At 69.3% G+C, this 23,496-nt stretch carries 21 protein-coding genes; 14 read left to right on the top strand and 7 right to left on the bottom strand.

Features of this window, described 5'->3' with window-relative positions; genetic code table 11:
• Positions 1 to 136 precede the first annotated feature (136 nt).
• The 8 genes from ACK5IN_RS02300 (at position 137) to ACK5IN_RS02265 (ending at position 8,812) form a co-directional block, all read left to right on the top strand.
• Positions 137 to 1,144 carry an ABC transporter substrate-binding protein gene (locus ACK5IN_RS02300; RefSeq protein WP_416894611.1) on the top strand — a complete coding sequence of 336 codons (1,008 nt, stop codon included), beginning with the start codon at positions 137 to 139 and terminating at the stop codon, positions 1,142 to 1,144.
• 26 nt (positions 1,145 to 1,170) lie between these two features.
• The gene (locus tag ACK5IN_RS02295) at positions 1,171 to 1,995 is read left to right on the top strand and encodes an ABC transporter permease (protein ID WP_416894610.1); all 825 of its coding nucleotides are present in this window, start codon (positions 1,171 to 1,173) and stop codon (positions 1,993 to 1,995) included.
• Positions 1,988 to 2,842, top strand: a complete 855-nt coding sequence (locus ACK5IN_RS02290; protein WP_416894609.1) for an ABC transporter permease — start codon at positions 1,988 to 1,990, stop codon at positions 2,840 to 2,842. Before ACK5IN_RS02295 ends, ACK5IN_RS02290 begins: the two co-directional genes overlap by 8 nt.
• The gene (locus tag ACK5IN_RS02285; protein WP_416894608.1) at positions 2,839 to 3,666 is read left to right on the top strand and encodes an ABC transporter ATP-binding protein; all 828 of its coding nucleotides are present in this window, start codon (positions 2,839 to 2,841) and stop codon (positions 3,664 to 3,666) included. Before ACK5IN_RS02290 ends, ACK5IN_RS02285 begins: the two co-directional genes overlap by 4 nt.
• A complete protein-coding gene (locus ACK5IN_RS02280; protein WP_416894607.1) occupies positions 3,659 to 6,007 on the top strand; it encodes an arylsulfatase in 2,349 nt (782 codons plus the stop codon). The genes ACK5IN_RS02285 and ACK5IN_RS02280 overlap by 8 nt, the downstream gene beginning before the upstream one ends.
• Before the next feature lie 31 nt (positions 6,008 to 6,038).
• Positions 6,039 to 6,527 carry a MarR family winged helix-turn-helix transcriptional regulator gene (locus tag ACK5IN_RS02275; RefSeq protein WP_416894647.1) on the top strand — a complete coding sequence of 163 codons (489 nt, stop codon included), beginning with the start codon at positions 6,039 to 6,041 and terminating at the stop codon, positions 6,525 to 6,527.
• A 1-nt stretch (position 6,528) separates the two neighbouring features.
• Positions 6,529 to 7,494 (top strand): formylglycine-generating enzyme family protein, encoded by a 966-nt coding sequence (locus ACK5IN_RS02270; protein ID WP_416894606.1) that lies wholly within the window; start codon positions 6,529 to 6,531, stop codon positions 7,492 to 7,494.
• 154 nt (positions 7,495 to 7,648) lie between these two features.
• On the top strand, positions 7,649 to 8,812 hold the full coding sequence (locus tag ACK5IN_RS02265) for an acyl-CoA dehydrogenase family protein (RefSeq protein WP_416894605.1): 1,164 nt from the start codon (positions 7,649 to 7,651) through the stop codon (positions 8,810 to 8,812).
• A gap of 195 nt (positions 8,813 to 9,007) precedes the next feature.
• On the opposite strand, the gene ACK5IN_RS02260 is transcribed toward ACK5IN_RS02265, so the two are convergent.
• The 4 genes from ACK5IN_RS02260 to ACK5IN_RS02245 all read right to left on the bottom strand — a co-directional run bounded on the left by ACK5IN_RS02260 (position 9,008) and on the right by ACK5IN_RS02245 (position 12,609).
• Positions 9,008 to 9,832: an energy-coupling factor transporter transmembrane component T family protein gene (locus tag ACK5IN_RS02260; RefSeq protein WP_416894604.1), complete on the bottom strand. Its 825-nt coding sequence runs from the start codon at positions 9,830 to 9,832 to the stop codon at positions 9,008 to 9,010.
• On the bottom strand, positions 9,829 to 11,625 hold the full coding sequence (locus ACK5IN_RS02255; protein WP_416894603.1) for an ABC transporter ATP-binding protein: 1,797 nt from the start codon (positions 11,623 to 11,625) through the stop codon (positions 9,829 to 9,831). Before ACK5IN_RS02255 ends, ACK5IN_RS02260 begins: the two co-directional genes overlap by 4 nt.
• Positions 11,626 to 11,692: 67 nt before the next feature.
• Entirely contained in the window at positions 11,693 to 12,259 is a 567-nt protein-coding gene (locus tag ACK5IN_RS02250; protein WP_416894602.1) for an ECF transporter S component, read from the bottom strand.
• A gap of 23 nt (positions 12,260 to 12,282) precedes the next feature.
• Positions 12,283 to 12,609, bottom strand: a complete 327-nt coding sequence (locus tag ACK5IN_RS02245; RefSeq protein WP_416894601.1) for a GNAT family N-acetyltransferase — start codon at positions 12,607 to 12,609, stop codon at positions 12,283 to 12,285.
• A gap of 57 nt (positions 12,610 to 12,666) precedes the next feature.
• Here ACK5IN_RS02245 and ACK5IN_RS02240 point away from each other — a divergent pair, with 57 nt between their 5' ends.
• The 4 genes from ACK5IN_RS02240 to ACK5IN_RS02225 all read left to right on the top strand — a co-directional run bounded on the left by ACK5IN_RS02240 (position 12,667) and on the right by ACK5IN_RS02225 (position 18,255).
• Entirely contained in the window at positions 12,667 to 13,209 is a 543-nt protein-coding gene (locus ACK5IN_RS02240; protein ID WP_416894600.1) for a DUF1697 domain-containing protein, read from the top strand.
• Positions 13,210 to 13,268: 59 nt separating this feature from the next.
• Positions 13,269 to 15,179, top strand: coding sequence for a DNA helicase RecQ (recQ, locus tag ACK5IN_RS02235; RefSeq protein WP_416894599.1), 1,911 nt, complete (start codon positions 13,269 to 13,271; stop codon positions 15,177 to 15,179).
• Between the two features lie 200 nt (positions 15,180 to 15,379).
• Positions 15,380 to 17,524, top strand: coding sequence for an acyl-CoA dehydrogenase (locus tag ACK5IN_RS02230; protein ID WP_416894598.1), 2,145 nt, complete (start codon positions 15,380 to 15,382; stop codon positions 17,522 to 17,524).
• Positions 17,525 to 17,667: 143 nt separating this feature from the next.
• Entirely contained in the window at positions 17,668 to 18,255 is a 588-nt protein-coding gene (locus tag ACK5IN_RS02225) for a DNA-3-methyladenine glycosylase I (RefSeq protein ID WP_416894597.1), read from the top strand.
• A gap of 89 nt (positions 18,256 to 18,344) precedes the next feature.
• Here ACK5IN_RS02225 and ACK5IN_RS02220 read toward each other — a convergent pair whose 3' ends face one another.
• On the bottom strand, positions 18,345 to 19,667 hold the full coding sequence (locus ACK5IN_RS02220; RefSeq protein WP_416894596.1) for a hypothetical protein: 1,323 nt from the start codon (positions 19,665 to 19,667) through the stop codon (positions 18,345 to 18,347).
• A 223-nt stretch (positions 19,668 to 19,890) separates the two neighbouring features.
• On the opposite strand from ACK5IN_RS02220, the gene ACK5IN_RS02215 reads away from it, so the two are divergent.
• Both ACK5IN_RS02215 and ACK5IN_RS02210 read left to right on the top strand, forming a co-directional pair.
• The gene (locus ACK5IN_RS02215; protein WP_416894595.1) at positions 19,891 to 20,790 is read left to right on the top strand and encodes an alpha/beta fold hydrolase; all 900 of its coding nucleotides are present in this window, start codon (positions 19,891 to 19,893) and stop codon (positions 20,788 to 20,790) included.
• Positions 20,791 to 20,835: 45 nt separating this feature from the next.
• On the top strand, positions 20,836 to 21,942 hold the full coding sequence (locus tag ACK5IN_RS02210) for a linear amide C-N hydrolase (RefSeq protein WP_416894594.1): 1,107 nt from the start codon (positions 20,836 to 20,838) through the stop codon (positions 21,940 to 21,942).
• A 15-nt stretch (positions 21,943 to 21,957) separates the two neighbouring features.
• On the opposite strand, the gene ACK5IN_RS02205 is transcribed toward ACK5IN_RS02210, so the two are convergent.
• Positions 21,958 to 22,731, bottom strand: coding sequence for a glycosyltransferase family 2 protein (locus ACK5IN_RS02205; RefSeq protein WP_416894593.1), 774 nt, complete (start codon positions 22,729 to 22,731; stop codon positions 21,958 to 21,960).
• Between the two features lie 199 nt (positions 22,732 to 22,930).
• A complete protein-coding gene (locus tag ACK5IN_RS02200; RefSeq protein WP_416894592.1) occupies positions 22,931 to 23,428 on the bottom strand; it encodes a dehydrogenase in 498 nt (165 codons plus the stop codon).
• Positions 23,429 to 23,496 lie beyond the last annotated feature (68 nt).

The following is a 23,496-nucleotide window of genomic DNA, read 5'->3' as shown; positions in this document are numbered from 1 at the left end:
GCTCGTATCAGCTCCTCCGATAATACGTATCGATTGACAGAACTATTCTGCCAAAAGAATCATTGGCCGTGGTCACCTTCGTGAGGGAGTCGCCGCATTCTGAGGCGTAGCACGAGGTGTGCAAGGAGGCACAGATATGACGCTCACCCCACGGCGCGGAGTTGCGACTGTGGTCGCCGTCACGGCGACAGCAGCACTGATTTTCTCGGGCTGCGCGTCGGCCAGTCCGGACGCGCCCGCGACACTCGATCCCGAGAATCTCACGGAACTGAACGTCATCCGGTCATCGGGTGGTCAGTTCGAGCCGCTCATCCTCGGCATGGAGCAGGGCTTCTTCGAGGAGGAGGGGCTCAAGCTGAACGTCAAAGCGGGCACCGGCAACCCCGCGAGCCTCGCGCCGCAGCTCGTCAGCGGCCAGATCCAATTCGCGCAGCTCGATATCGCGTCGCCGATCAGCGCCGTGGCCGAGGGCGTGCCGATCTCGCTGCTGTCCGTGATCCAGAATGACGACCCGTCGCTCCCGTCGAGTGCCGGTGTGCTCGTTCCGCCCGGGAGTGACATCACCTCCGTCGCCGATCTCGAAGGAAAGACGATCGCGACGAACCAGCTGGCCGGACTTCCCGTGATCTCCACCAACATCGCGCTGGGTAAGGCAGGGGTACCGCTCGATTCGGTCACGTGGGTGCAGCTGACGCCCGATGCGCTCGCAGACGCGGCGCTCGGCGGTCAGGCTGACGCCATCCTCACCTTCGCGGCGTTCTTCGCCGGGGCGGTGGAGCAAGGGTTCACGTTCCTCGAGGACACGGCGGCGTCGCAGACGCTGCCGCGCATCACTCAGGTCGTATGGTCCGCGAGCGATCAGTACATCGCCGAGAACCCCGAGATCGTCGAGGCCTTCGTGCGCGCGAATGCCAAGGCCGAGAAGTATGCGAACGAGAACCCTGATCTTGTGCGCGCCGTGGACAAGGAGTTCACGAAACTTCCCGAGAGCTACATCGACACGCGTGCGATCCAGCCGTTCAGCGGACCGTTCCACGTCGACATCATCCAGCAGGCGGTTGACGCGATGGTTGAGCAGGGCTACGTCAGTCAGCCCATCGACGTCGCGACAGACCTGCTCTGGAGCGGCGCCAAGCTCGACTGAGCAGGGGCCGAACAGGACAGGCAGACGTGAGCACCATTACTGAGACGCCCCGTCGTCTACGACGGGGGAGGAGCAAGGGAATCGAGCGTTCGCGCGGCCAGCGGGCTATCGCGCAGATCGCGTTCGTCGTCGGGGCGATCGCCGTCTGGGAGCTCGTCGCCCTCAGTGGCCTGCTGCCGCCGGCGCTCCTCCCCCGCGTGGGGCCGGTCCTCATCGCCCTCCTGGAGCTCCTCGTCACCGCGGAGTTCTGGGCGGCGGTCGGCATGACCCTGGGTGGCGCCATGCTCGGACTGCTCATCTCCGCGGCCATCGCGATCCCCATCGGGCTCGTCGCGGGGACAGCGACCTTCATCGAACGATCGATCCGCATCCTCGTGGATCTCGGGCGTTCGTTCCCCTCGATCGCACTGCTGCCGGTCATCATGCTGTTCTATGGGACGACGATGCCCACCAAGCTCATCGCGATCGTGCTCGCCTGCGTGTTCCCGCTCATCGTCCAGACGCTGTACGGCGCGCGCGCGATCGAGCATTCCATCATCGAGACGAGCCGATCGTACCGCATCCGGTTCGGCTACTACTTCCTGCGCGTGGCGTTGCCGACAGCGACGCCGTCGATCATGACCGGGCTGCGACTCGCGGCGACGATCGCCGTCCTCGTGTCGGTCGGCGTCGAGATCGTCGGGGGCTTGCCCGGGATCGGCTCCGGCCTGTCGCGCGCACAGCTCGACGGTGCCACGCCGATCGCGTTCGCATACTTCATCGTGGCAGGCAACCTCGGCTATCTCGTGACGCGCGTCGCCGAGATCGCCGAAGAGAGATTCCTTCGCTGGAGGGCCTCGACCAATGACTGACAACACGGCAACATCGATGATCGGCCCGCGTATCGGACGTCTCGTGACCTTCGTATGGCTGCCGATCGCCCTCATCGCGTTGGTGTTCATTCTCACGGCCAACAGCACCAACATCTACTTCCCACCCGCGACGCACGTCATGGACACCATCTTCCGCGGCTTCACGGAGGGGCAGCTCGGCGCCGACCTTGGGTACAGCATGGTCAACTTCTTCGCCGGATACCTCATCGCGGCCGTGATCGGCATCGCCGTCGGTCTCTTTCTCGGCGAACAGGCGGCACTGCGCGACGCGGCTCAGCCACTACTGAACTTCGTGCGCGCGCTGCCGTTCGTGGCGCTCGTGCCGATCTTCATCACGGCGCTCGGCATCGGGGCCGGGCCGAAGATCGCCCTGATCGCACTCGGTTGCGTGTGGCCCGTACTGCTGCATACGACCGATGGCGTGCGCGGCATCGCCCCCTCGATCCTCGAGACGTCGCGCAGTTACCGCATCCGCAACGAGCTGCGCCTGCGCCGCGTGACCCTCATGGGGGCGCTGCCGCAGATCTTCGCCGGGCTGCGCATCGCGCTGTCTGTCGGCATTGTCATGGTCGTCGTGAGCGAGATGTTCGGATCGGCCGAGGGCATCGGCTACTACATCCTGTTCAGCGGGCAGCGTTTCGCGGTCGCCGAGACGTGGGCGGGCACGATCACACTCGCGGCCGTCGGCTACCTCGTCAACGTGGTGTTCATGTGGATCGAGCATCTCGCGCTGGGGTGGTACGAACGGCGCCCGGGCAGACAGAAGCCGAAGGCGAAGGTGAGCGCACGATCGTCACAGATCTCACAGAGGGGACCACACTCATGACACCCATCGAGACGACCGCAGGGAAGATCAGGGCGGATCACGCGCTCACGGTCGAGAACCTGACGAAGGACTTCGGCGACAAGCACGTGCTCGGCGGACTCGACCTCACGGTGCAGCCGGGCGAGTTCGTCTGCATCGTCGGCCCGTCCGGTGCAGGCAAGACGACACTGTTGCGGTGCTTGTCGGGACTGATGGGCCCGACCGCCGGAACGGTGAAGTACGGCGACCGGAACGTCGATCGCCCGCTCGCCGACATCGCCGTCGTCTTCCAGGACTACCGCGGGTCGCTCATGCCCTGGATGCGGGTGTGGGACAACGTAGCGTTCCCGCTGCAGAGCAACGGTGTGCGCAAGCAGGAGCGCCGCGAGCGGGCGGTGCGCGCACTCGAATCCGTCGGGCTCGGCGATGTCGCCGACCAGTATCCGTGGCAGCTGTCCGGCGGCATGCAGCAACGCGTTGCGATCGCGCGCGCACTCGCATATGACGCACCGATCCTGCTCATGGACGAGCCGTTCGGCTCGGTCGACGCGCAGACGCGGTTCGAGCTCGAAGACCTCATCCGGCAGTTGCGTACCGACCTGGGGCTCACGATCACGCTCGTCACGCACGACATTGACGAGGCGGTCTATCTGAGCGATCGCGTGGTCGTCGTCGCGGGTACGCCCACGCGCGTGATCGATGAGATCCCGGTCGACCTCGGCGCGGAGCGGGATCAGATCGGTACCAAGGCCAGCCCGCGCTTTGGCGAGCTGCGCAGCCGCGTCATGCGCGAGATCATCGACCCCCGGTTCCGGGACGAGCGGACGGAGAAGACGGATGCCTGAGCAAACCCGGACTGGAACCCCGCCGTTCGCCCGCGGCTACGACGGCTTCGACGGTCACGTCGGGCGCACCTACGGCGAGTCCCGCCCTTCATGGCCGCCGGAGCCGACGCCGCCCGACGGCGCGCCGAACGTCATCGTCATGCTCGTCGACGACATGGGCTACGCCGACATCGGTCCGTTCGGCAGCGAGATCGACACGCCCAATCTCGACCGGCTCGCCGCCGCGGGCGTGCGCTTCACGAACTACCACACGACGCCGGTGTGCTCGCCTGCGCGCGCGTCGCTGCTGACGGGCATCAACCCGCACCGCGCGGGCTTCAGCACCGTCGCCGGCTTCGACCCCGGCTTCCCGAACTCCACCTTCGAGATCGCCGACGACGTGGCCACGCTGCCGGAGACGCTGCGCGACGCCGGCTACGCCACATTTATGGTCGGCAAGTGGCACCTCAGCCGCGGCGGCGTCACGAACGACGGCGCCTCGAAGGCATCGTGGCCGATCCAACGCGGGTTCGACCGGTATTACGGATGCCTGGAGGGATTCACTCCGTTCATGGCACCCAACCGCCTCGTCCGCGACAACAGCCCGGTCGAGGTTGATCGCTACGCCGACGACTACTACCTCACCGACGACCTCACCGACGAGGCGATCGGCATGATCAAGGCGCTGCGGGCACACGATGCGCAGAAACCGTTCTTCCTGTACTTCGCCCATCACGCCATGCATGCGCCGTTCGCCGCCAAGCCGGAGGACATGGCGAAGTACCGTGGGCGTTACAACGACGGCTGGGACGCGCTGCGCGACGAGCGCTTCGCGCGCCAGCGCGAGCTCAGCGTGGTCGAGGAGGGCACCCGGCTGCCGACGCGCAACCACGAGGGACCGGCGCTCGACGTGCCGCCGTGGGACGACGTCCCTGCCGACGAACAGGCCAAGACTGCCAGGATCATGGAGGTCTACGCCGCCATGGTCGACAACCTCGACCAGAACCTCGGGCGGCTGCTGGAGATGCTGGAACAGTACGGCGAACTCGACAACACCATCATCGTGTTCACCAGCGACAACGGCGGCGCTAACGACGGCGGGCCCCTCGGAACGCGCAGTTACCTCGCCAACTTCCTCGGGTTCATGCGAGGCATCCCCGACGACTGGCAGCGCGACAGCGACATCGACATCGACCTCATCGGTGGCCCGCAGGCCATGGTGCAGTACCCGCGCGGCTGGGCGATGGTGTCGAACACGCCGTTCCGTCTCTACAAGGGGTCGACCTTCGGCGGTGGCGTGCGCACGCCGATGATCGTGCACTGGCCGGAGCGGATCGCGCGGGCAGCGTGCGACGACGGCTTCCGGCGCCAGTACGCCTTCGTCTCTGACATCGCTCCGACGATCCTCGAGGCGGTGGGCGTTCCCGCCCCCACCACGCGCCGGGGGAAGCCGGTCAAGGACGTAGACGGCCAGAGCTTCCTGCCGCTGCTGGCGGATAGCGATCACCCGGGTGTGCGCACCTCGCAGTACACGGAATGGAACGGCCACCGCGGCATGTACCGCGACGGCTTCAAGGCGCTGACGCTCCACCGCCCGGGCGCCGAGTACGACGACAGCGAGTGGCAGCTGTTCGACGTGCGCAACGACCCGACCGAGATCGACGACGTCTCGGTGCAGCATCCCGATCTCGTGCGCGATCTCGCCCAGGAGTGGGAGCGCGAGGCCTGGCGGAACACCGTCTTCCCCCTGGAAGACGCGAAGGGCTATCTCACGCAGGTGCACCGCCCGCGGGAGGACGCGTTCTCGGAACCTGTGCGCCTCCTCCCCGGCACTCCACAGCTCGAGCGCGAACGGTCGGCTGCGCTCATCGCGCAGCGGTCCTTCGAGGCCGTCGCCGAGATCACCGTCGACGGTGCCGATGAGGGCGTCCTCTTCGCCCATGGCGACCAGAACGGCGGATACGTCGTCTACCTCGAGGACGGCCGGGTGCATCTCGACTACAACGAGTACGGGCACCTGCACCGCGTCGCCGGTCCCGTCGTGGGTGCGGGCCGGCACCGGGTGGTCTTGGCCGCCGAGTGGCGGCCAAGACTGCGGTGGGATCTCTCGCTGTCGCTTGACGGCTCCGACGAGGTACGGCTCGACGGTGTGCAGATGATGATCGGCCTCGCTCCGTACACGGGGATCGACGTCGGGATTGACCGCGGCGGCCCCGTCTCGTGGTCGATGCACGAGAAGCACCGGTCTTACCCTTTCACTGGCCGGCTGCACAACGTGACCTACCTGCCGGGCGAGCTCGCCGAATTCAACCGCGCCGAGCATTTTCGGGCATGGCGGGACGCTGCGCTCGCCTTTGACTAGTCTTTCGGGTGGAGAGGCAAGTTCTGTGACGATGATGATGCCGGGATCGCAGCACCTGACCGATCTGGTCACCCGGATCCGGCGGGTGCTGCGCGCCAGCGTGCGCAGCGAGATCCCGTGGGAGGCCCTGCCGATGGCCCAGGTCGAGGTGCTGCAACGCCTCGACGACGAGCCGGGTATTCGCATCAGCGAGATGGCGCGGCGGCATCGGCTCGCGACAAACACCGTGAGTACGATCATCCAGCAGATGGTGGTCGCGGGCCTCGTCGCACGCGAACCGGATCCGCTGGACCGGCGGGCCGTCAGCCTGCACCTCACCAAGCAGGGCCGGCAGACCCTCGACCAGTGGCTGCACGCCAACCAGGAGCGCGTGAGCGCGGCGATGCAGCAACTGTCGGCTGATGAACTGAGCATGATCGAGAAGTCACTCCCCGCGCTCACCTCGCTCGTGCAGAGTCTCGAGGCGGACCACGTGCAGCGAATGGACGTGCCGACAGCGCCGCCCACGGCGAAGGCGTGAGATGGCAGCGGAGGAGTGCACCGACGGCTGCGGGTGCGGTGCGCCCGCACGGGCCCGCCTCGGTACCGAGGAGCGCACTCCCGCACCGACCGGCGAGAACTCCGGCCGGGGAGAGCATAGCCTGGAGCAGGCCACCATCCGTGCGGGCACCTTCACGATGGGGGATTCGAGCGGCGACCGGAACATCGGCGACGGCGAGCGCCCTCTGCACGACGTCACGCTGTCGGCTTTCACCATCGACGCGACCTCGGTGACGAACGACGCGTTCGCCCGCTTCGCCGACGCGACCGGGTACCGCACCGAGGCGGAGGAGTTCGGCTTCTCGGCGGTGTTCCACCTGGCCGTGCGGGCCCCGGCATCCGATCTCATGCAGCCCGTTCCGCAGGCGCCCTGGTGGGTCGGCGTGCGTGGGGCTGACTGGCGCCGCCCCGGCGGCCGGACGTCGTCGATAGACGGGCTCGGTGACCACCCGGTCGTCCACGTCAGCTGGAACGACGCGATGGCGTACTGCGCCTGGGCGGGCCGGCGTCTGCCCACTGAAGCGGAGTGGGAGTACGCCGCGCGCGGCGGTATCGCATCGGCGAAGTACCCGTGGGGCGACGAGGAGATCGCCGCCGGAGGGTGGCGGGCCAACATCTGGCAGGGTGAGTTCCCCCGCGTCAACACCAGGGCGGACGGCTGGCTGACGACCGCGCCCGTGCATACGTATCGACCCAACGGGTACGGGCTCTGGCAGATGGTGGGCAATGTCTGGGAATGGTGCCAGGACTGGTTCGACCCTCGGTACTACGAAGCCTCGCCGCCGGAGAATCCGTGCGGGCCACCGCGGGCCGCCGCGCGGGTGCTGCGCGGCGGCAGCTATCTCTGCCACATCTCCTACTGCAACCGGTACCGCAACTCCGCCCGCTCGCAGAACACGCCCGATTCGTCGATGGGCAACGCCGGGTTCCGCACTGTTGCGCTGTGACGCTCCACAGTTCCAGTGCGCCGCTCAGCGCGCCGGGTTGTGGAGACTGAATAAACGCTGGCATCGTTCGTTGTGGGACTCGGTATCCTGTTACGTGGGATGCAGTCCCACACCGATGTGCAGTCCGCCCAGGACATCGAGAGAGGAGATCGCGATGGAACGCGACATCTACGACGAAGACCACGAAGCCTTCCGCGACGTCGTCAAAGAGTTCATCAAGCGCTACGCGACCGAAGAGAAGCGCAAGCAGTGGGAGGCTGACGGCGAGATCGACCGGGCCACGATGCTCGCGGCCGGGGAAGCGGGCATCATCGGACTGAGCGTGCCCGAGGAGTTCGGTGGCGCCGGGATGCTGCAGGACTACCGCTTCCGCTCGATCGTGCTCGAAGAGACCATCGGTGCCGGGCAGGGTTCGCTCGCCGGTGCCTTCGGCATCCAGGACGACCTGGCGGTTCCGTACCTCGTGCACATGGGCACGCAGGCGCAGAAGGAGAAGTGGCTGCCGGGCATGGCCACCGGCGAGATCCTCGGCGCCCTCGCGATGACCGAACCCGGCGCGGGCAGCGACCTGCGCGGCATCAAGACGACCGCGAAGAAGGTCGACGGCGGCTACCTGGTCAACGGTGCGAAGACGTTCATCTCGTCGGGCAAGACGGCCGACATCGTCGTCACGTTCGTGAAGACCGGCGAGGGCAACCGTCCCGACGCCTTCAGCCTGCTGATCCTCGAGGACGGCATGGAGGGCTTCGACCACAGCAAGAAGCTCGAGAAGATGGGCTTCCACGGCTGGGACACCGCCGAGCTGTCGTTCGTCGACGTGTTCGTTCCGGAGGAGAACCTCATCGGCGGCAAGGAGGGGCTGGGCTTCGTCCAGCTGATGATGAACCTGCCGCTGGAGCGTCTCTCGATCGGCGTCGCGGCAGCTGCGGCCGGCGAGGCCGCCTTCGACTGGACGCGCGACTACACGCTCAGCCGTGAGGCGTTCGGCGAGCGCATCGCCGACTTCCAGAACACCCGCTTCCTGCTCGCCGACATGGCGACCACGGTCGATGTGATGTGGGCGTATATAGACCGCGCCATGCTGCTCTACAAGGACCAGAAGCTCACCGCCGAGGAGGCCGCCAAGGTCAAGTTCTGGGCGACCGACCGCGAGGCCGAGCTGCTCGACATCGGTGTGCAGCTGCACGGCGGGTACGGCTACATCACCGAGTACCCGATCGCGCGCGCCTACCTCGACGCCCGCGTGCACCGCATCTACGGCGGCACGAACGAGATCATGCGCGACATCGTGTCGCGCCAGATCGTCGGCAAGCGCTGAATCGAGGCGAAGGGAACCCCGGACGAGGGGAAACCGACCGCCTGACCGGGGGAACGGTGTCGGTGGCGGACTCGGTGGGCTTCACCGTCACCGGGCAGGCGAACCGCACCACGCACATCGAGCTGATCGCCGAAGACCGCGCGGGGCGCGGCAGGACGGATGCCGGGGGTGGACGCGCTCCGAACCTACCCCGGCTCAGAGCAGAACGAACAGCGCCGCCGACACCGCCCAGAACAGCAGGATGAACACGATGTCGCGTGCACGGAACGGCACGGGGTAGCGCTCGGTGCGGGTCGGGTAGGCGCCGAACGCACGGGCATCCATCGACAGGGCGACCCGCTCGGCGTGCCGGATCGCGCCGGCCAGGAGCGGTACGACGTAGCCCACGCCGCGCGCGATCGCGGCGAACGGGCCGCGACCGCCGTGCGCCCCCCGCACCCGGTGCGCGGCACGGATCACCTCGAGCTCGTGCCGGAACCGCGGCACGAACCGGAATGCCGCCATCGCGGTGTACCCGATGCGGTACGGCACTCGCAGGTGCTGGATGAGTGCACGCACCAGGTCGGGGCCGTTTGTCGTGAGCCCGGGGATGAGCGATAGGGCCAGGATGGCACCGAGCCGCAACCCCGTGGCGAACCCGGTGTGCAGGGCCGCGCCATAGAGCGTCCACTCGCCGAGCTGCAGCACGACGACGGAATGGTCGATGCGCGAGGCATCCGTCCACAACGCGAAGGCGACACCGAGCACGGCGATCGCCGCCGGCACGGCCACCGCGAGGAACACCAGCATGCGCCCGCTCAGATGGGCGCCCACTACCAGCAGCACATAGGCCAGAACGAAGAACGCAATCGGCGTCGCCAGGTCGCGCACGAACACCAGCAGCACCATCGCCGGAAGCGGAGCGGCGAGCTTCGCGAGGGGGTTGAGCCGGTACAGGAAGTGCACTGCGGCGGTGCGCGGCGTGGGCGCGTACGGGTCGAACGCGGCACGCTTCGGGACGGCGACGGTCTCGGTCGTCATCCCGCACGCCCCACATCGCTCAGGCGCACCACGCCGTCGAGCTCGGGATGCGACGGGATGCCGGCGAGGGTCGCCGCCAGCGGCGGCTGCCGCAGGCCGGCCGACTCGATGAGCTCACGATCGGCGAAGACATCCGCCGTCGTACCGTGCGCGACCAGCCGCCCCTGCGACAGCACCGCGACGTGGGCGGCATGGTCGGCGACCAGCTGCATGTCGTGCGTGACCACGAGCACCGTGCATCCCTCGCGGTGCAGGTCGCCGAGGATCCCGAGCAGTTCTTCGGCGCGTTCGCGGTCCTGTCCGAACGTCGGCTCGTCGAGGGCGAGCACGGGCGCGCCGGCGATCAGCGCCGTTCCCACCGAGAGCCGGCGCTTCTGCCCGCCCGACAGCAGGAAGGGATGCTCGTCCGCCTTCGCAGTGAGGCCGAACCGGGAGAGCATCTCGTCGACGCGCGTGCGCACCTCCGGCTCGGGAACGCGGCGCAGACGCAGCCCGTGGGCGAGCTCGTCGAAGACCGTGTGCGCGATGAACTGCTGTTCGGGGTTCTGGAACACGAAGCCGACGTGCTGCACGAGCTCCCGCGCCGGGGCGCGGCCGGGGTCGATGCCGTCGACCTGCACGCTGCCGCGCGGCGGCGGCACGACCCCTGCGACGGCCTGCACCAGCGTGGTCTTGCCGGCGCCGTTCGCGCCGACCACGGCCAGGAAGTCGCCGCGCGGGATGTCGAGGTCGATGCCGTGCAGCACCTCGCGGCGCCCGCGTGTGACGCGCAGCCCGCGCACGCGGATGAGCGGCGGTGCGGGGGCGATCGCGGCGTTCGCAGAATCGCGCGAAGTTCGCAGAGAGTCGGGGGATGCCTGCGAGCTCGGCGCGAAACTGCGAACATCGTGCGGTGCGGGGGTCTCGGCCAGGGCGGACCGCAGCTCGCCGGGGGTGAGGGGCAGCGGGTCGAGGGCGTACCCCGCGCGGCGCAGCCGCAGCGCGGCGAGGGTCGCCACCGGCAGCCACACCCCCAGGGCGTGCAGGTCGGCGGCGTGGGCGCGCAGCACCGCGTCGACGCGGCCGTCGTGCACCAGGCATCCCGCCGCATCGAGCACCACCACGCGGTCGACGAACTCGATCGCGGCATCGAGGTTGTGCTCGATCAGCACGATGGCACGGTCGCCGACCGCGACCAGGTCGGCCAGCGCCGCATAGACCTCTTCGATGCCGACCGGGTCGAGGTTGGCGGTGGGCTCGTCGAGCACGAGCACCGACGACTCCATCGCGAGCGCGCACGCGATGGCCAGGCGCTGACGGCCGCCGCCTGAGAGGCGGTCGGGGTTCTCGGCCCGGCGCTCCCACAGCCCGACGCGCCGCAGCGCGGCCTCGGCACGGCGCATCACCTCGGCGGCGGGCAGCCGCAGGTTCTCGACACCGAACGCCACCTCGTCGAGCAACGTGCCCGTCACCAGCTGCGCATCGGGATCCTGGAACACCATGCCCACGTGCGTGCTCAGCCGCGCGACGGTGGACGTGGATGTCTCGTGTCCGGCGACAACGACCGATCCCGTCATCTCGGCGGGCAGCGCGTGCGGGATGAGGCCGTTCAGCGCGAGTGCGAGGGTGGACTTGCCCGATCCGCTCGGGCCGAGCACGAGTACGACCTCGCCCGGTGCCACGGTGAACGACACGTCGCGCGGGGTCGCGGCATCCGCGCCCTCGTGCGTGATGGAGAGATCACGCACGGCGAGCAGCTCGGTGGCCTCGGGCACCGCGGTCGCGGCGGAGGCAGCGCGGTCCACGGATGTCACGGGCGTCTTTCGGGGTATGGAGCTTAGCCTGTCCTAAGTCCAGCGTAACCTGCGGGCGGGGCGCGTGTCAGCGGCGGCCGATGCCGCGGGCGACCCCCGCACGCCTCAGGCCCGCCCCGATCGCCAGGGCCACGGCGGTCCACGCGATCGGCCCGAGGAACAGCACCACGACGAAGGTGATCTGCGCCCACGGCTCGAAGGTCGCCAGGTCGAACACGAACGCCATGATGACGGCGAGCGCCAGCCCCACGATCGCGCCCGAGATCATGAATCGCCACCACTGCCACGTGCGGTAGCGGGTGAGCGCGGCGATGCCCTCCTGCAGGGCGCCGATGAGCACGGCCATGCCCACGTAGCGCACGAGCCACTGCGGCGAGAACGCCGAGGCGACGAGCGCCGCGACCAGGTGCGCGATGAGCGCCACCCACGGCAGCCGCAGCAGCTCCTGTGCGATGATGCCGGGCACCACGTGCACGCCGAGCACGAGCCCGTAGACGACCGCGAGCGGATAGACCGCCCAGATCGGCACGCTGATCCAGCCGGCGATGGCCGTCAGCAGGCCCGTGGCGACGCCGACGGCCGCGCAGCTGAGCAGCACGCGCGTCGACAGCACAGAGCGGGAAGGTGAGGCCACCCGTCAAGCGTAGAGGAGGAGCGTCACGCCCCGGTGCCGGAGCCGCCCTGCGACGGTGCCGACCAGTCGACGTCGAGCCCTGGGACGGTGTTCTCGTTCAGGTACCGGCGCACGAACGGGCACAGCGGCAGTACGCGGTCACCGCGCGACGCGGCATCCTTCATCGCCTCGCCGACCAGCACCGAGCCCAGCCCCTTGCCCTTGAACGCCGGGTCGACCTCGGTGTGCGGGAAGATCAGTTCGCCGTTGGGGGCGGGGCTGAACTCGACGAACCCGGCGAGCACATCGCCCAGATGGATCTCGTAGCGGCCGGCGCTGTCGTTGCGGGTGACGGTGGGCGTTTCGTCCATGGGGTTCCCCTTCCTCTGACCTCTCACCGTACGGCGTCTCGGACTATCGTGGGCGCCATGACGACGTATCTCGCGTTTCTGCGCGCGATCAATCTGGGCGCCACGCGGACGTTCCCCAAGGACGACATCCGCCGCGCGGTGGAGTCCGCCGGCTTCACGGGCGTCGAGACCCACCTCAACACGGGCAACGTGCGGTTCGACACCGCGATGCGATCGCGCGGCCTGATCGAGCAGGTGCTCGAGCAGGCCTTCGTCGCCGATCGGGGCTTCGAGGTGCCGACGGTCGTGTACATGACAGCCGAGTTCACTCAGATCGCCCGCACGGCGGCCGCCCTCAGCGCTGAGCGCCCCGATCTTGTGCGGGACTACGTCTACCTTCTCAAGGACGAACTGGGACCGGATGCCGCGGCCGCTGTCGAGGCGACGCGAACCGACCGTGGCGAGATGGTGGTGCGTGGCCGCGCCGCGCACGCGCTGCTGGGGCCCGGGTACGAGCCGGGCGCCGTCGATCCGCTCGGCGCCGCGAAGCTGCTGGGCGTCGCGACCAATCGCAACGTCAACGTCGTGACCACGCTCGCCCAGAAGTGGTGCGGTGCATGACGCTCCCCTTCCCCGAACCTCCGCCGGACGATGACTGGGCCCCGCCGGAAGACGAGTGGATGCCTCCTCCCGACGACCCCGACGACCCCGACGACCCCGACGGTGCCGGCGAGGGCCGCCCGGCCGCGACCGCGGCATCCATCCCTCGCCGCGATCTCACCGGAACCGACCCGCGCGCGGTGCTGCACGAGGTCTTCGGGTACGACGCATTCCGCGGCGACCAGGGCGCGATCGTCGACCAGGTGATCGCCGGCGGCGACGCCGTCGTGCTCATGCCCACCGGGGCCGGCAAGAGCATCACCTACCAGGTGCCGGCGCTCGTGCGCGAGGGCACGGGCCTGGTGGTCTCGCCGCTCATCGCCCTCATGCACGACCAGGTCGACGCGCTGGTGGCCAACGGCGTGCGGGCGGCGTATCTCAACTCCACGCAGCTGCCGCACGAGCGTCAGGCTGTGGAGCAGGCGTACTTGGCCGGCGAGCTCGACCTGCTCTACGTGGCGCCCGAGCGGCTCTCTGTGCCGCAGACGACGCAGCTGCTGCAGCGGGGCCGGCTGAGCGTGATCGCGATCGACGAGGCGCACTGCGTCTCGCAGTGGGGCCACGACTTCCGGCCCGACTACCTGGCCCTGGGCGACCTGGCCGAGCGGTTTCCGGGGGTGCCGCGCATGGCGCTCACCGCGACGGCGACGCGGGCGACGCACCGCGAGCTCACCGAACGGCTGCGTGTGCCGGACGCCGAGCACTTCGTGGCGAGCTTCGACCGGCCGAACATCCAGTACCGCATCGCGGCGAAGGCCGAACCCCGGCGGCAGTTGCTCGAGTTCATCCGGGCGCAGCCCGACCGCGCGGCGGGCATCGTCTATGCGCTGAGCCGCAAGTCGGTCGAGCAGACGGCCGACTACCTGTGCGCCCAGGGCATCGACGCGCTGCCCTATCACGCGGGGCTCGCCGCCGAGGTGCGCGCCGCGAACCAGTCGCGGTTCCTGCGCGACGACGGCGTCGTCATGGTGGCGACGATCGCGTTCGGCATGGGCATCGACAAGCCCGACGTGCGCTTCGTCGCCCATATCGACCTGCCGAAGTCGGTCGAGGGCTACTACCAGGAGACCGGCCGCGCCGGCCGCGACGGCGACCCGGCGGTCGCCTGGATGGCGTACGGCCTCGGCGACGTCGTGCAGCAGCGGCGTCTGATCGACCAGTCGCCCGGCGAGCGGGCCTACAAGATGCGGCTGGGCCAGCACCTCGATGCGATGCTCGCGCTGTGCGAGACGGTGACCTGCCGGCGACAGAACCTGCTTGCCTATTTCGGGCAGGAGTCGGATGCCTGCGGCAACTGCGACACGTGCCTCGAGCCGCCCGAGACCTGGGACGGCACGGTGCCCGCGCAGAAGCTCCTGTCGACCATCGTGCGGCTGCAGCGCGAGCGCGGCCAGGCGTTCGGCGCCGGGCACCTCATCGACATCCTGCGCGGAGCCTCGACCGACCGCATCCGAAAGCTGCGGCACGACGAGCTGGCCACCTACGGCATCGGTGCCGACCTCAGCGATCAGGACTGGCGGGGCGTCGTGCGGCAGCTCATCGCCGGCGGGCTGCTGGTGCCGCAGGGCGAGTACGGCACGCTGGCGCTCGGCGAGGCGGCGGGGGCGGTGCTGCGCGGCGAGCGCACGGTCGCGCTGCGGCGGGACGTGCTGCGGTCGGCGGGCCGGTCGCGCGCACGTCGGGCGGCGGCTCCGGAAGAGCTGACGGATGCTGCGGACCGTGCGCTGTTCGAGGCGCTGCGCGCGTGGCGCGCGGGCGCGGCACGGGAGCAGGGCGTGCCCGCCTATGTGGTCTTCGCCGATGCCACGCTGCGTGCACTGGCCACCGCTCGCCCGCGCGCGCTCGCCGACCTCGACGGCATCACGGGCATCGGTGCGACCAAGCGCGAGCGCTACGGCGACGCGGTGCTCGAGGTCATCGCCGGCGCGTGACGAGGCGCTCTGTTGGCGCAGCCGAGGCGCCCCCGCGCCACCGGTGGCACTGAGGGACCATGTCGACAAGGCACAATCCGCTGAAGGCACGCCCCGCCGCTGCGTTGTGGCACCTCTGCAATCGGCTTGAGGCTCTGTTGTGGGAGTCCTACCATCGGCAGTGACTTGCCCGCACCCGCTCATTCTCTAAGGTGATGCCCATGGCCGATGCCGTCGTTCGTTCCAAGAAGCCCGCCACGAAGAAGCGCACCCCTGCGGGCGGCGCCCCCGCCGCTCCGCGCAGCGCCGACGAGGCGCACGAGGCCCGCATCGATCGTGCCGCGGTGACCGGCCTGCTGCTCGGCACGTGGGCCGACACCCGCCGTGAGGCGCGCGAGATGATCAAGGACCCCGCGTTCCACAAGATCGAGGGCATGCCGATGGCCGAGCACCGTGAGCGGGCGCTCAGCCAGCTGCAGCTCGTCGTGCAGCACGGCGGATCGCGGCGCGCGTTCCCCGAGGAGTACGGGGGGCTCGCCGACAACGGCGCGAACCTCGCCGGGTTCGAGGAGCTCGTGCTCGCCGACCCCAGCATGCAGATCAAGGGTGGCGTGCAGTGGGGCCTGTTCGGCTCTGCCATCTACCAGCTCGGCACGAAGGAGCACTGGGACGCCTGGCTGCCCGGGGTGATCGACCTGAGCCTGCCGGGTGCGTTCGCGATGACCGAGATGGGGCACGGCTCGGATGTCGCGGCCATCGGCACTACGGCGACCTACGATCCCGAGACCGAGGAGTTCGTGATCCACACGCCGTTCCGCGCGGCGACCAAGGAGTTCCTTGGCAATGCGGCGCTGCACGGGCGCGCGGCGACGGTGTTCGCCCAGCTCATCACGGGCGGCGTCAACTACGGCGTGCACTGCTTCTTCGTGCCGATCCGGGACGAGGGCGGTGCGATGCTGCCCGGCATCACGAGCGAGGACGACGGGGTCAAAGGCGGCCTCAACGGCATCGACAACGGACGGCTCGCGTTCGATCAGGTGCGGGTTCCGCGCACGAACCTGCTCAACCGGTATGGCGATGTGGCCGCCGACGGCACGTACAGGTCAGACATCCCGTCGCCCGGTCGCCGCTTCTTCACGATGCTGGGCGCACTCGTGCAGGGGCGCGTCTCGCTCGACGGCGCCGCGACGACCGGTGCGGCGCTCGCCGAGTACATCGCGATCACGTACGCCAACCAGCGCCGTCAGTTCGACTCCGGCGCGGGCACCGACGAGGTGGTGCTGCTCGACTACGGCAAGCATCAGCGCCGCCTGCTGCCGCGCCTGGCGCAGACGTACGCCCAGTTCTTCGCGCACGACGAGCTGCTGCAGAAGTTCGACGGGGTCTTCTCGGGTCGCACCGACACCCCCGACGAGCGCGAAGACCTCGAGACCCTCGCGGCGGCGCTGAAGCCGCTGAGCACGTGGAACGCGCTCGACACCATCCAGGAGTGCCGTGAGGCCTGCGGCGGCGCTGGATTCATGGCCGAGAACCGGCTCGTCGGCCTGCACCACGACCTCGACGTGTACGTCACCTTCGAGGGTGACAACAACGTGCTGCTGCAACTGGTCGGCAAGCGCCTGCTCAGCGACTACGCGAAGCAGTTCAAAGGGGCGGATGCCGCGGCGCTCGCGCGCTACGCGGTGGGGCAGACCGCGGGCAAGATCTTCCACGGTGCCGGGCTGCGTCAGCTCGGTCAGGCCGTCGCCGACCTCGGCTCAACAGCACGCTCGGTCGAGCTCGGCCTGCGCGCCGACCAGCAGCACGAGCTGCTGGCCGACCGCGTGCAGCAGATGACGGCCGACCTGGCCATGGTGCTGCGCCCGGCATCCAAGCTCTCGCAGGACGAGGCAGCGGCGCTGTTCAACGAGCACCAGGCCGAGCTCATCGAGGCCGCCCGCGCCCACGGCGAGCTGCTGCAGTGGGAGGCGTTCAGCGACGGGGTCGCGGCGATCGAGGGCACTTCGACGGAGCTCAGTGCGGGTGGCTCGCGAGAGCTCGCTGGCACCGCACAGGTGCTGGGCTGGCTGCGCGACCTGTTCGGCCTGTCGCTCGTCGAGAAGCACCTCGCCTGGTACCTCGTGAACGGTCGCCTGTCGACGCAGCGCGCCGCCGCCGTGTCGCGGTACATCGACCGGCTGTGCCGGCGGCTGCGGCCGCATGCGCAGGACCTCGTCGACGCGTTCGGCTTCGCGCCCGAGCACGTGCGCGCGCCCATCGCACTCGGCGGCGAGCAGCAGCGCCAGGACGAAGCCCGCGCGTACTACGCCGAGCTGCAGGCCTCGGGCCGGGCGCCGGTGTCGGAGAAGAGCCTCAAGAAGAAGTAGCCGCGATCGACGTGTCCCAGAACATGCAGATCGACCAGAGAACATGACGGATGTCCCGGCGGGCGCAGGTCGCGGGTGACGTCTCCTGTTCTCGGCACCGGCATGGGTGGGGCCTACCGTATGGGTTGGCCTATTCTGGGCCGGTGAGCATCCATCGCGGCCCCGATGGCCTGGCGCGCTGCGCGTGGGTCGGCGATGACCCCGAGTACCGGCGCTACCACGACGAGGAGTGGGGGCGCCCGCTGCACGGCGACCGTGCGCTGTTCGAGAAGCTGAGCCTCGAGGGCTTCCAGGCTGGGCTCAGCTGGATCACGATCCTGCGCAAGCGCCCGCGGTTCCGTGAGGTGTTCGCGGGTTTCGAACCCGAAGCGGTCGCGCGCTTCGACGAGGGCGACATCGAGCGCCTGATGGCCGACCCGGGGATCGTCCGCAACCGCGCGAAGATCGTCGCGACGATCGGCAACGCCCGGATCGTGGAGCAGATGGATGCCGGCGAGCTCGATGCCCTGATGTGGTCCTTCGCACCGACGGGTCGCCGTCCCCGGCCGGCGGCGCTCACCGATGTGCCGGCCGCGACGCCGGAGTCGGCCGTGCTCAGCAAGGAGCTGCGCCGCCGGGGGTTCCGCTTCGTCGGCCCGACCACGATGTACGCCCTGATGCAGTCGACAGGCATGGTCGACGACCACGTCGCCGGATGCTGGCGTGCCGCCTCTCCGTCGACCAATAGGTGACAGCACGTGTCAACCGATGGTTGAAGCGATTCGGCCGACCGGTCGATCCGAGCACGGGCCCGTCCCCTCCCGAGTCGCCGACCCGCCGCTCAGGAGTCCCAGATGGGGCCGAAGGCCGGGATGCCGCGGCGCTCGAACGCGCTGACCACGCGGCGGGTGACGCCCTGGTTCGCGACGCAGATCACCGCGTCGGCGCCCGAGGCGACGAACGCCTCGTAGGCGACGTCGACGACGTCGGGCTTGCCGCGCTCGGTGGTGTTCCAGATGACGGCATCGGGCTGAGCCCGCTCGACCTCGTCGACGAGCTCGTCGCCGTACGTCTCCCGCGGATCCTTGGTGACCCACACCAGCCGGGCGCCCTGGGTATCGGTGAGCAGGTGCCCGAGCGCCGGCCCGATGCCGCTGCCGGTCGTGACGTACAGCACACGGCGGAACAGCTTCTTCGCGTTGGCCACGCCCACGGTCGGGATGCCGCGCACCCACACGTGAGCGGGTGTGTCGTCGATGAACCGGGCGGTCCAGGTGCCGGCGCGCGAGACGACCATGCGGTAGCCCGTCTGTCCCGGTTCGGCGGGTACGCAGGCGAAGGGATGCCAGCCCAGCAGCGGGTGGCGGCTGATCCCGCGGGTCGTGCCCACCGGCGGTGCGGACCCGTGGTCGAGGTAGACGATGGCGGCGTGGCTGGAGGGATGCTCGACCCTGATCGGCACGCGCCGGAGCAGCAGCCACGGCCACGCCGCGAGGAGGGTCGACGCCACCAGCATCCAGAAGATCGGGGATGTCAGCAGCGCGTGACCGAACGTGCGCATGTCGGTCTGCAGACCCGCGAGCACCAGCGCGTTGATCCAGCTGAGCACGAACACGGTCCAGATGCCGAAGCGGTGCGACGCCTCGAAGAGGTCGTGGTGGTCGCGACGGATGCCCGGTGCGGCGAGGATGCAGACCACCAGCAGCCCGATCACGATCAGCAGCGCGAGCAGCACCGACAGGTCGTCGTAGCGCACCATGCCGTCGAGCCAGGCCGGGGCGAGGATCACGACGTACAGCACATACCACAGCGTGCCCGCGATCGCGCCGCCCACGTGCAGTCCACCCACGTGGTAGTACTGCGCGAGGCGCCAGCGCAGTGCGAGCGGCCACGAGACCGGCGCCCGTGTGGCGACGGCCGAGATGAGGTTCACCACCCAGTACTGCCGGGGAAGCACCGCGAACAGGATGTTCACCTGCGAGATCGCGGCGATGATCTGCAGGCTGTGCGCCGTCGGCATCCACCAGTCGAAGAAGAGCCCGACGATGAACACCGCGATGTTCACGACCAGTACGATCACCAGCAGTACCGCGTACAGCATGAGGCGCACGCGTCTGCGCCGCTGTTGCGGATCGAGGACTTCCGACGACGCGGCGCTGGTCATCGCCCCATTATTCACCGGAACGGCAGGCCTGCGTGACGGATTCGCCTCGATGAGCGCAGGAGGAAGAAGTGGACTACGGACACCGACTCGAGTTCGGCGCGTTCCTCACCCCGTCCGCCGCCGACCCGCAGGCGTCGATGGGGCTGGGCGCGGGCGGCTTCTGGGACGCGACCTGATCCGCGCGCTGGTCGCCGCAGCGCGAGAGCGACCCTAGGATTCCGACGTGGACACAGCCCCGAGTGCCGACGCGGCCCGGCTCGACGCGGCCCTGACGGCGATCGACTGGAACGTGCTGCCCGACGGCTCCGAGCGGGACACGGTCGCCGCGCCCAGTGGACGCCTCGCGCGGGTGAGCCTCGGCCCCGCCGGCGGCGAACGCGTCGTGCTCGTGCCGGGCATGACGGGCTCGAAGGAGGACTTCGTCCTCATGATGCCGCTGCTGGCTGCGGCCGGGTACCGCGTCGAGGCGATCGACCTCGCCGGTCAGTATGAGTCCGCTGCGGCGGGACCGGAGAACCTCGACCCGCCGCAGCCGCGCTACACGCTCGACCTCTTCGTCGACGACCTGATCGCCGTGCTCGACGGCGGTCGCGCACCGGCGCACGTGCTGGGGTACTCGTTCGCCGGCACCGTCACCGCAGCGGCGGCCACGCGGCATCCCGAGCTGTTCAGCACCCTCACGCTGCTGTCGGCACCGCCGTTGCCCGGGCAGTCGCTGCGCGGGTTCAAGGTGCTGGGCCCGTTCAGCGGCCTCGTTCCCGGGCGTGCACTGGGTCCGCTGTTCATCGCCGCGGTCGGGCGCAACGTGCACCGCGCTCCCGCCGACCGGGCCCGGTTCGTCACGGCGCGCTTCGCGCACACGCGCCACTCGAGCGTCGGCGACATGATGACGCTCATGAAGCGCACCCCCGACCTGGCTCCGGCGCTGCGAGCCGCCGGCATTCCGATGCTCGTCGTGACCGGCACCGGCGACGTGTGGTCGGTCGACGCGCACCGCGCCCACGCCGAGCGGCTGGGCGCGCGCGTGCTCGTGCTGCCCACCGGGCACAGCCCGTGCGAGACCGCCCCCCACCAGCTCACAGAGGCGATGCTCGCGCTCATGCGCGACGCCGACCCGGCATGACACACGGGTGTGCGAGAATCCTGATTACTCTCACGTAACGAAGGGATGTGCCGTCTCATGTGCACACGCGTTGTCTGGCCCGATGCCAACGGATCGGTGATCGTCGGCCGAAACATGGACTTCCACATGGATCTCCTGACCAACCTCTGGAAGTACCCCCGCGGCATGAAGCGCACCGACGGCGTCGAGGGGAACCTCACGTGGACGTCGAAGTACGGCAGCGTCGTCGCCACAGCCTTCGACCTCATCGGCACAGACGGCATGAACGAGAAGGGCTTCGCCGGTCACATCCTGTGGCTCGTGGAGTCCGAGTACGGCAAGCCCGAGGCGCAGGCGACGCAGCTCAGCCAGGCCGTCTGGCTGCAGTACTACCTCGACAACTTCGCCACCGTGGCCGAAGCCGTCGAATGGACGAACCAGTCGCAGGTCGAGATCGCGCAGCTGTTCGACCCCACCGGGCACATCGTGCCCACCCTGCACTTGGCCCTCGACGACGCCACCGGCGACTCGGCGATCATCGAGTACACCGACGGCAAGCCCACGGTGTATCACAACCGTGACTACAAGGTCATGACGAACTCTCCGACCTTCGACAAGCAGCTCGAGCTGGTCGCGCAGGTACAGGGACTGGGGGGCGACAAGCCGCTGCCGGGTTCGACGCTGGCCAGCGACCGCTTCGCCCGGGCCTCGTACTACGTCGAGCAGCAGGTGCAGCCGAAGACGCAGCTCGACGCCATCGCCGCGATGTTCAGCATCATCCGCAACGCGGCCCAGCCGTTCCGGGAGCCCGAGCCTGGCCACCCCGAGGCATCCAAGACGATCTGGCAGGTCGTGCTCGACCTCACCAACCGGCGCTACGTGTTCGAGTCGACCACGCGCCCCAGCACCGTGTGGGTCGACCTCGACGAGCTCAGCTTCAACGAGGGCACCAAGGTGCTCAGGCTCGACCTGGTCGGCCGTCTGGCGCTCGAGGGCGGCTTGGCGGGCAACGTCAGCCACAGCTTCCACGACGTCGGCGAGGTGGCCACCGAGGTGCTCGCGACCGGTATGACGGCTCTCGAGTGGGTGGCCAAGAAGCAGGACGACTTCGTGGCGATCAAGAAGGCCGTGCAGGATCTGGTCGGCAAGAAGAAGCCCGTGGCAGCGCAGTGACGCCCGGCGGCGTCGTCAGAAGCGGCGGATGCCTTCGGCCCGCTGCCGACGACGGCGCCGCGACCTGCCGCGCGCGTTCTCGACGATCCGGCGTGGCCAGCTGCGCTCGCGGAAGTTCACCCCTGTGATGTGGAACGCCCACGCTGCGCGGCGTGCGAACCCCGCGAAGCTGTCGAACGGGCGTGCCGACACGCCCACCTGGAGCAGGCGGTCGTAGTCGACGCCCATGTCGGGGTCGAGCACGAGGCTCAGGTCGAGATCGTCGTGCGCCTTGGGGTCGTCCAGGTGCACGCGCTCGCGCAGGTGCCGCCAGGCATCCCGGCGCAGCCCGAAGTTCGACCCGAACAGCGGGACCCGCGCCACCACACCCTGGAACACCCAGAAATACCCGCCCAGGTAGACATAGCGGCCGACGAACCGCCAGAACCGGACCCTGCCGTAGAACGACCCCGTGCCGGTGAGCCCCGTGAGGGTCGGATCGGCGTCGAACCGTTCGGCCAGCCGGGCCACCCAGTCGGCCGCGGGGCGCGAGTCGGCGTCGAGCCGCCCGATGATGTCGCCCGTGGCCGCATCGAACCCGGCCGCCGTCGCCCGCAGCACCCCACGCACCGGCTCGTGCACGACGCGGACACCAGCCGCGTGCGCCACGGCGGAAGTCTCGTCGGTCGAGCCGTTGTCGACCACGATCACCTCATCGGCGGGGCGCGTCTGCCGCGCCAGTGCGTCGAGACAGTGCGTCAGCATGTGCGCATCGTTCAACGACGGGATCACGACGCTGATGGTGGTCATCGCAGAAATCCTAGGGGTGGCGACGATGGGTGATGCTCGCCATCGTCTGGTTTCGGAGAAGACGCCGGATCGACGTAGGGTGCAATGTCGAGCGCCCCGGCGTGCTCGTTGACGTGCCGCGTTCTGCGGTGCGCGCCCGCGATTCGTGACAGGTGAACGTGTGCGTAGCAGCACACGGCGGGGGCGTGCGGGCGTCGCGTCAGCGGCCGCTGTCGAACAGGTGGCGCCCGCTGTGGTCGAGCACCTTGACGGTGATGCCGCGCTCGCGCAGCACCGCCACGGTGCGTGTCTCCTCGTCGAGAGTGCGGCCCAGGGCGTGCACGTTGGCGACGACCACGATATCCCCCGCGTGCAGTGTGCCGAACAGGCGCACGAGGCGTGTCTCCCACGACTCGAGGGTCTCGGGTGCCGGGTGGCGGAATCCCTCGATCGGCACGCCGAAGCGGGCGAGGTCCTCGCGCTGCTGCACGACCGACGGCATGTCGGGCCGCGCGACGACGAGTCCCACGAGCCGCGCGTTGTCGGGCCGCGCCTGCCACCAGTCGCGGTCGCGCTGCAGTTCGGTGAAGCACTGCGGGCACTCGGCCGCCGCGTGCGGCGGGTGCATCGGGCTGGTGTCGGCGAGAGTGGATGCCGCATCCGCGCCGGCCGGGACGGCACGCCGCGTCGCGGCATCCGCCGTGGTGCTCGCGTCCATGACGCCCCCTTTCTGCTCCCCTCCATTGTGGCCCCTCGCGCCGCTCCCTGCGGCCCGCGCCATGCCCA

It is taken from the genome of Microbacterium sp., assembly GCF_047971895.1.
Lineage (GTDB): Bacteria > Actinomycetota > Actinomycetes > Actinomycetales > Microbacteriaceae > Microbacterium.
The sequence above is the reverse complement of the archived record's forward strand: the minus strand, read 5'-3'. Positions and strand labels throughout refer to the sequence as shown.

What these genes read in the sequence shown, in the direction of transcription:
- ACK5IN_RS02260 (WP_416894604.1), bottom strand. Translation starts at nt 9,832, where the DNA reads ATGACGACCGAGACCGTCGCCGTCCCGAAGCGTGCCGCGTTCGACCCG.
- ACK5IN_RS02270 (WP_416894606.1), top strand. Translation starts at nt 6,529, where the DNA reads ATGGCAGCGGAGGAGTGCACCGACGGCTGCGGGTGCGGTGCGCCCGCA.
- ACK5IN_RS02285 (WP_416894608.1), top strand. Translation starts at nt 2,839, where the DNA reads ATGACACCCATCGAGACGACCGCAGGGAAGATCAGGGCGGATCACGCG.
- ACK5IN_RS02240 (WP_416894600.1), top strand. Translation starts at nt 12,667, where the DNA reads ATGACGACGTATCTCGCGTTTCTGCGCGCGATCAATCTGGGCGCCACG.
- ACK5IN_RS02230 (WP_416894598.1), top strand. Translation starts at nt 15,380, where the DNA reads ATGGCCGATGCCGTCGTTCGTTCCAAGAAGCCCGCCACGAAGAAGCGC.
- recQ (WP_416894599.1), top strand. Translation starts at nt 13,269, where the DNA reads ATGCCTCCTCCCGACGACCCCGACGACCCCGACGACCCCGACGGTGCC.
- ACK5IN_RS02210 (WP_416894594.1), top strand. Translation starts at nt 20,836, where the DNA reads ATGTGCCGTCTCATGTGCACACGCGTTGTCTGGCCCGATGCCAACGGA.
- ACK5IN_RS02265 (WP_416894605.1), top strand. Translation starts at nt 7,649, where the DNA reads ATGGAACGCGACATCTACGACGAAGACCACGAAGCCTTCCGCGACGTC.
- ACK5IN_RS02275 (WP_416894647.1), top strand. Translation starts at nt 6,039, where the DNA reads ATGATGATGCCGGGATCGCAGCACCTGACCGATCTGGTCACCCGGATC.
- ACK5IN_RS02220 (WP_416894596.1), bottom strand. Translation starts at nt 19,667, where the DNA reads ATGACCAGCGCCGCGTCGTCGGAAGTCCTCGATCCGCAACAGCGGCGC.
- ACK5IN_RS02205 (WP_416894593.1), bottom strand. Translation starts at nt 22,731, where the DNA reads ATGACCACCATCAGCGTCGTGATCCCGTCGTTGAACGATGCGCACATG.
- ACK5IN_RS02290 (WP_416894609.1), top strand. Translation starts at nt 1,988, where the DNA reads ATGACTGACAACACGGCAACATCGATGATCGGCCCGCGTATCGGACGT.
- ACK5IN_RS02200 (WP_416894592.1), bottom strand. Translation starts at nt 23,428, where the DNA reads ATGGACGCGAGCACCACGGCGGATGCCGCGACGCGGCGTGCCGTCCCG.
- ACK5IN_RS02300 (WP_416894611.1), top strand. Translation starts at nt 137, where the DNA reads ATGACGCTCACCCCACGGCGCGGAGTTGCGACTGTGGTCGCCGTCACG.
- ACK5IN_RS02280 (WP_416894607.1), top strand. Translation starts at nt 3,659, where the DNA reads ATGCCTGAGCAAACCCGGACTGGAACCCCGCCGTTCGCCCGCGGCTAC.
- ACK5IN_RS02245 (WP_416894601.1), bottom strand. Translation starts at nt 12,609, where the DNA reads ATGGACGAAACGCCCACCGTCACCCGCAACGACAGCGCCGGCCGCTAC.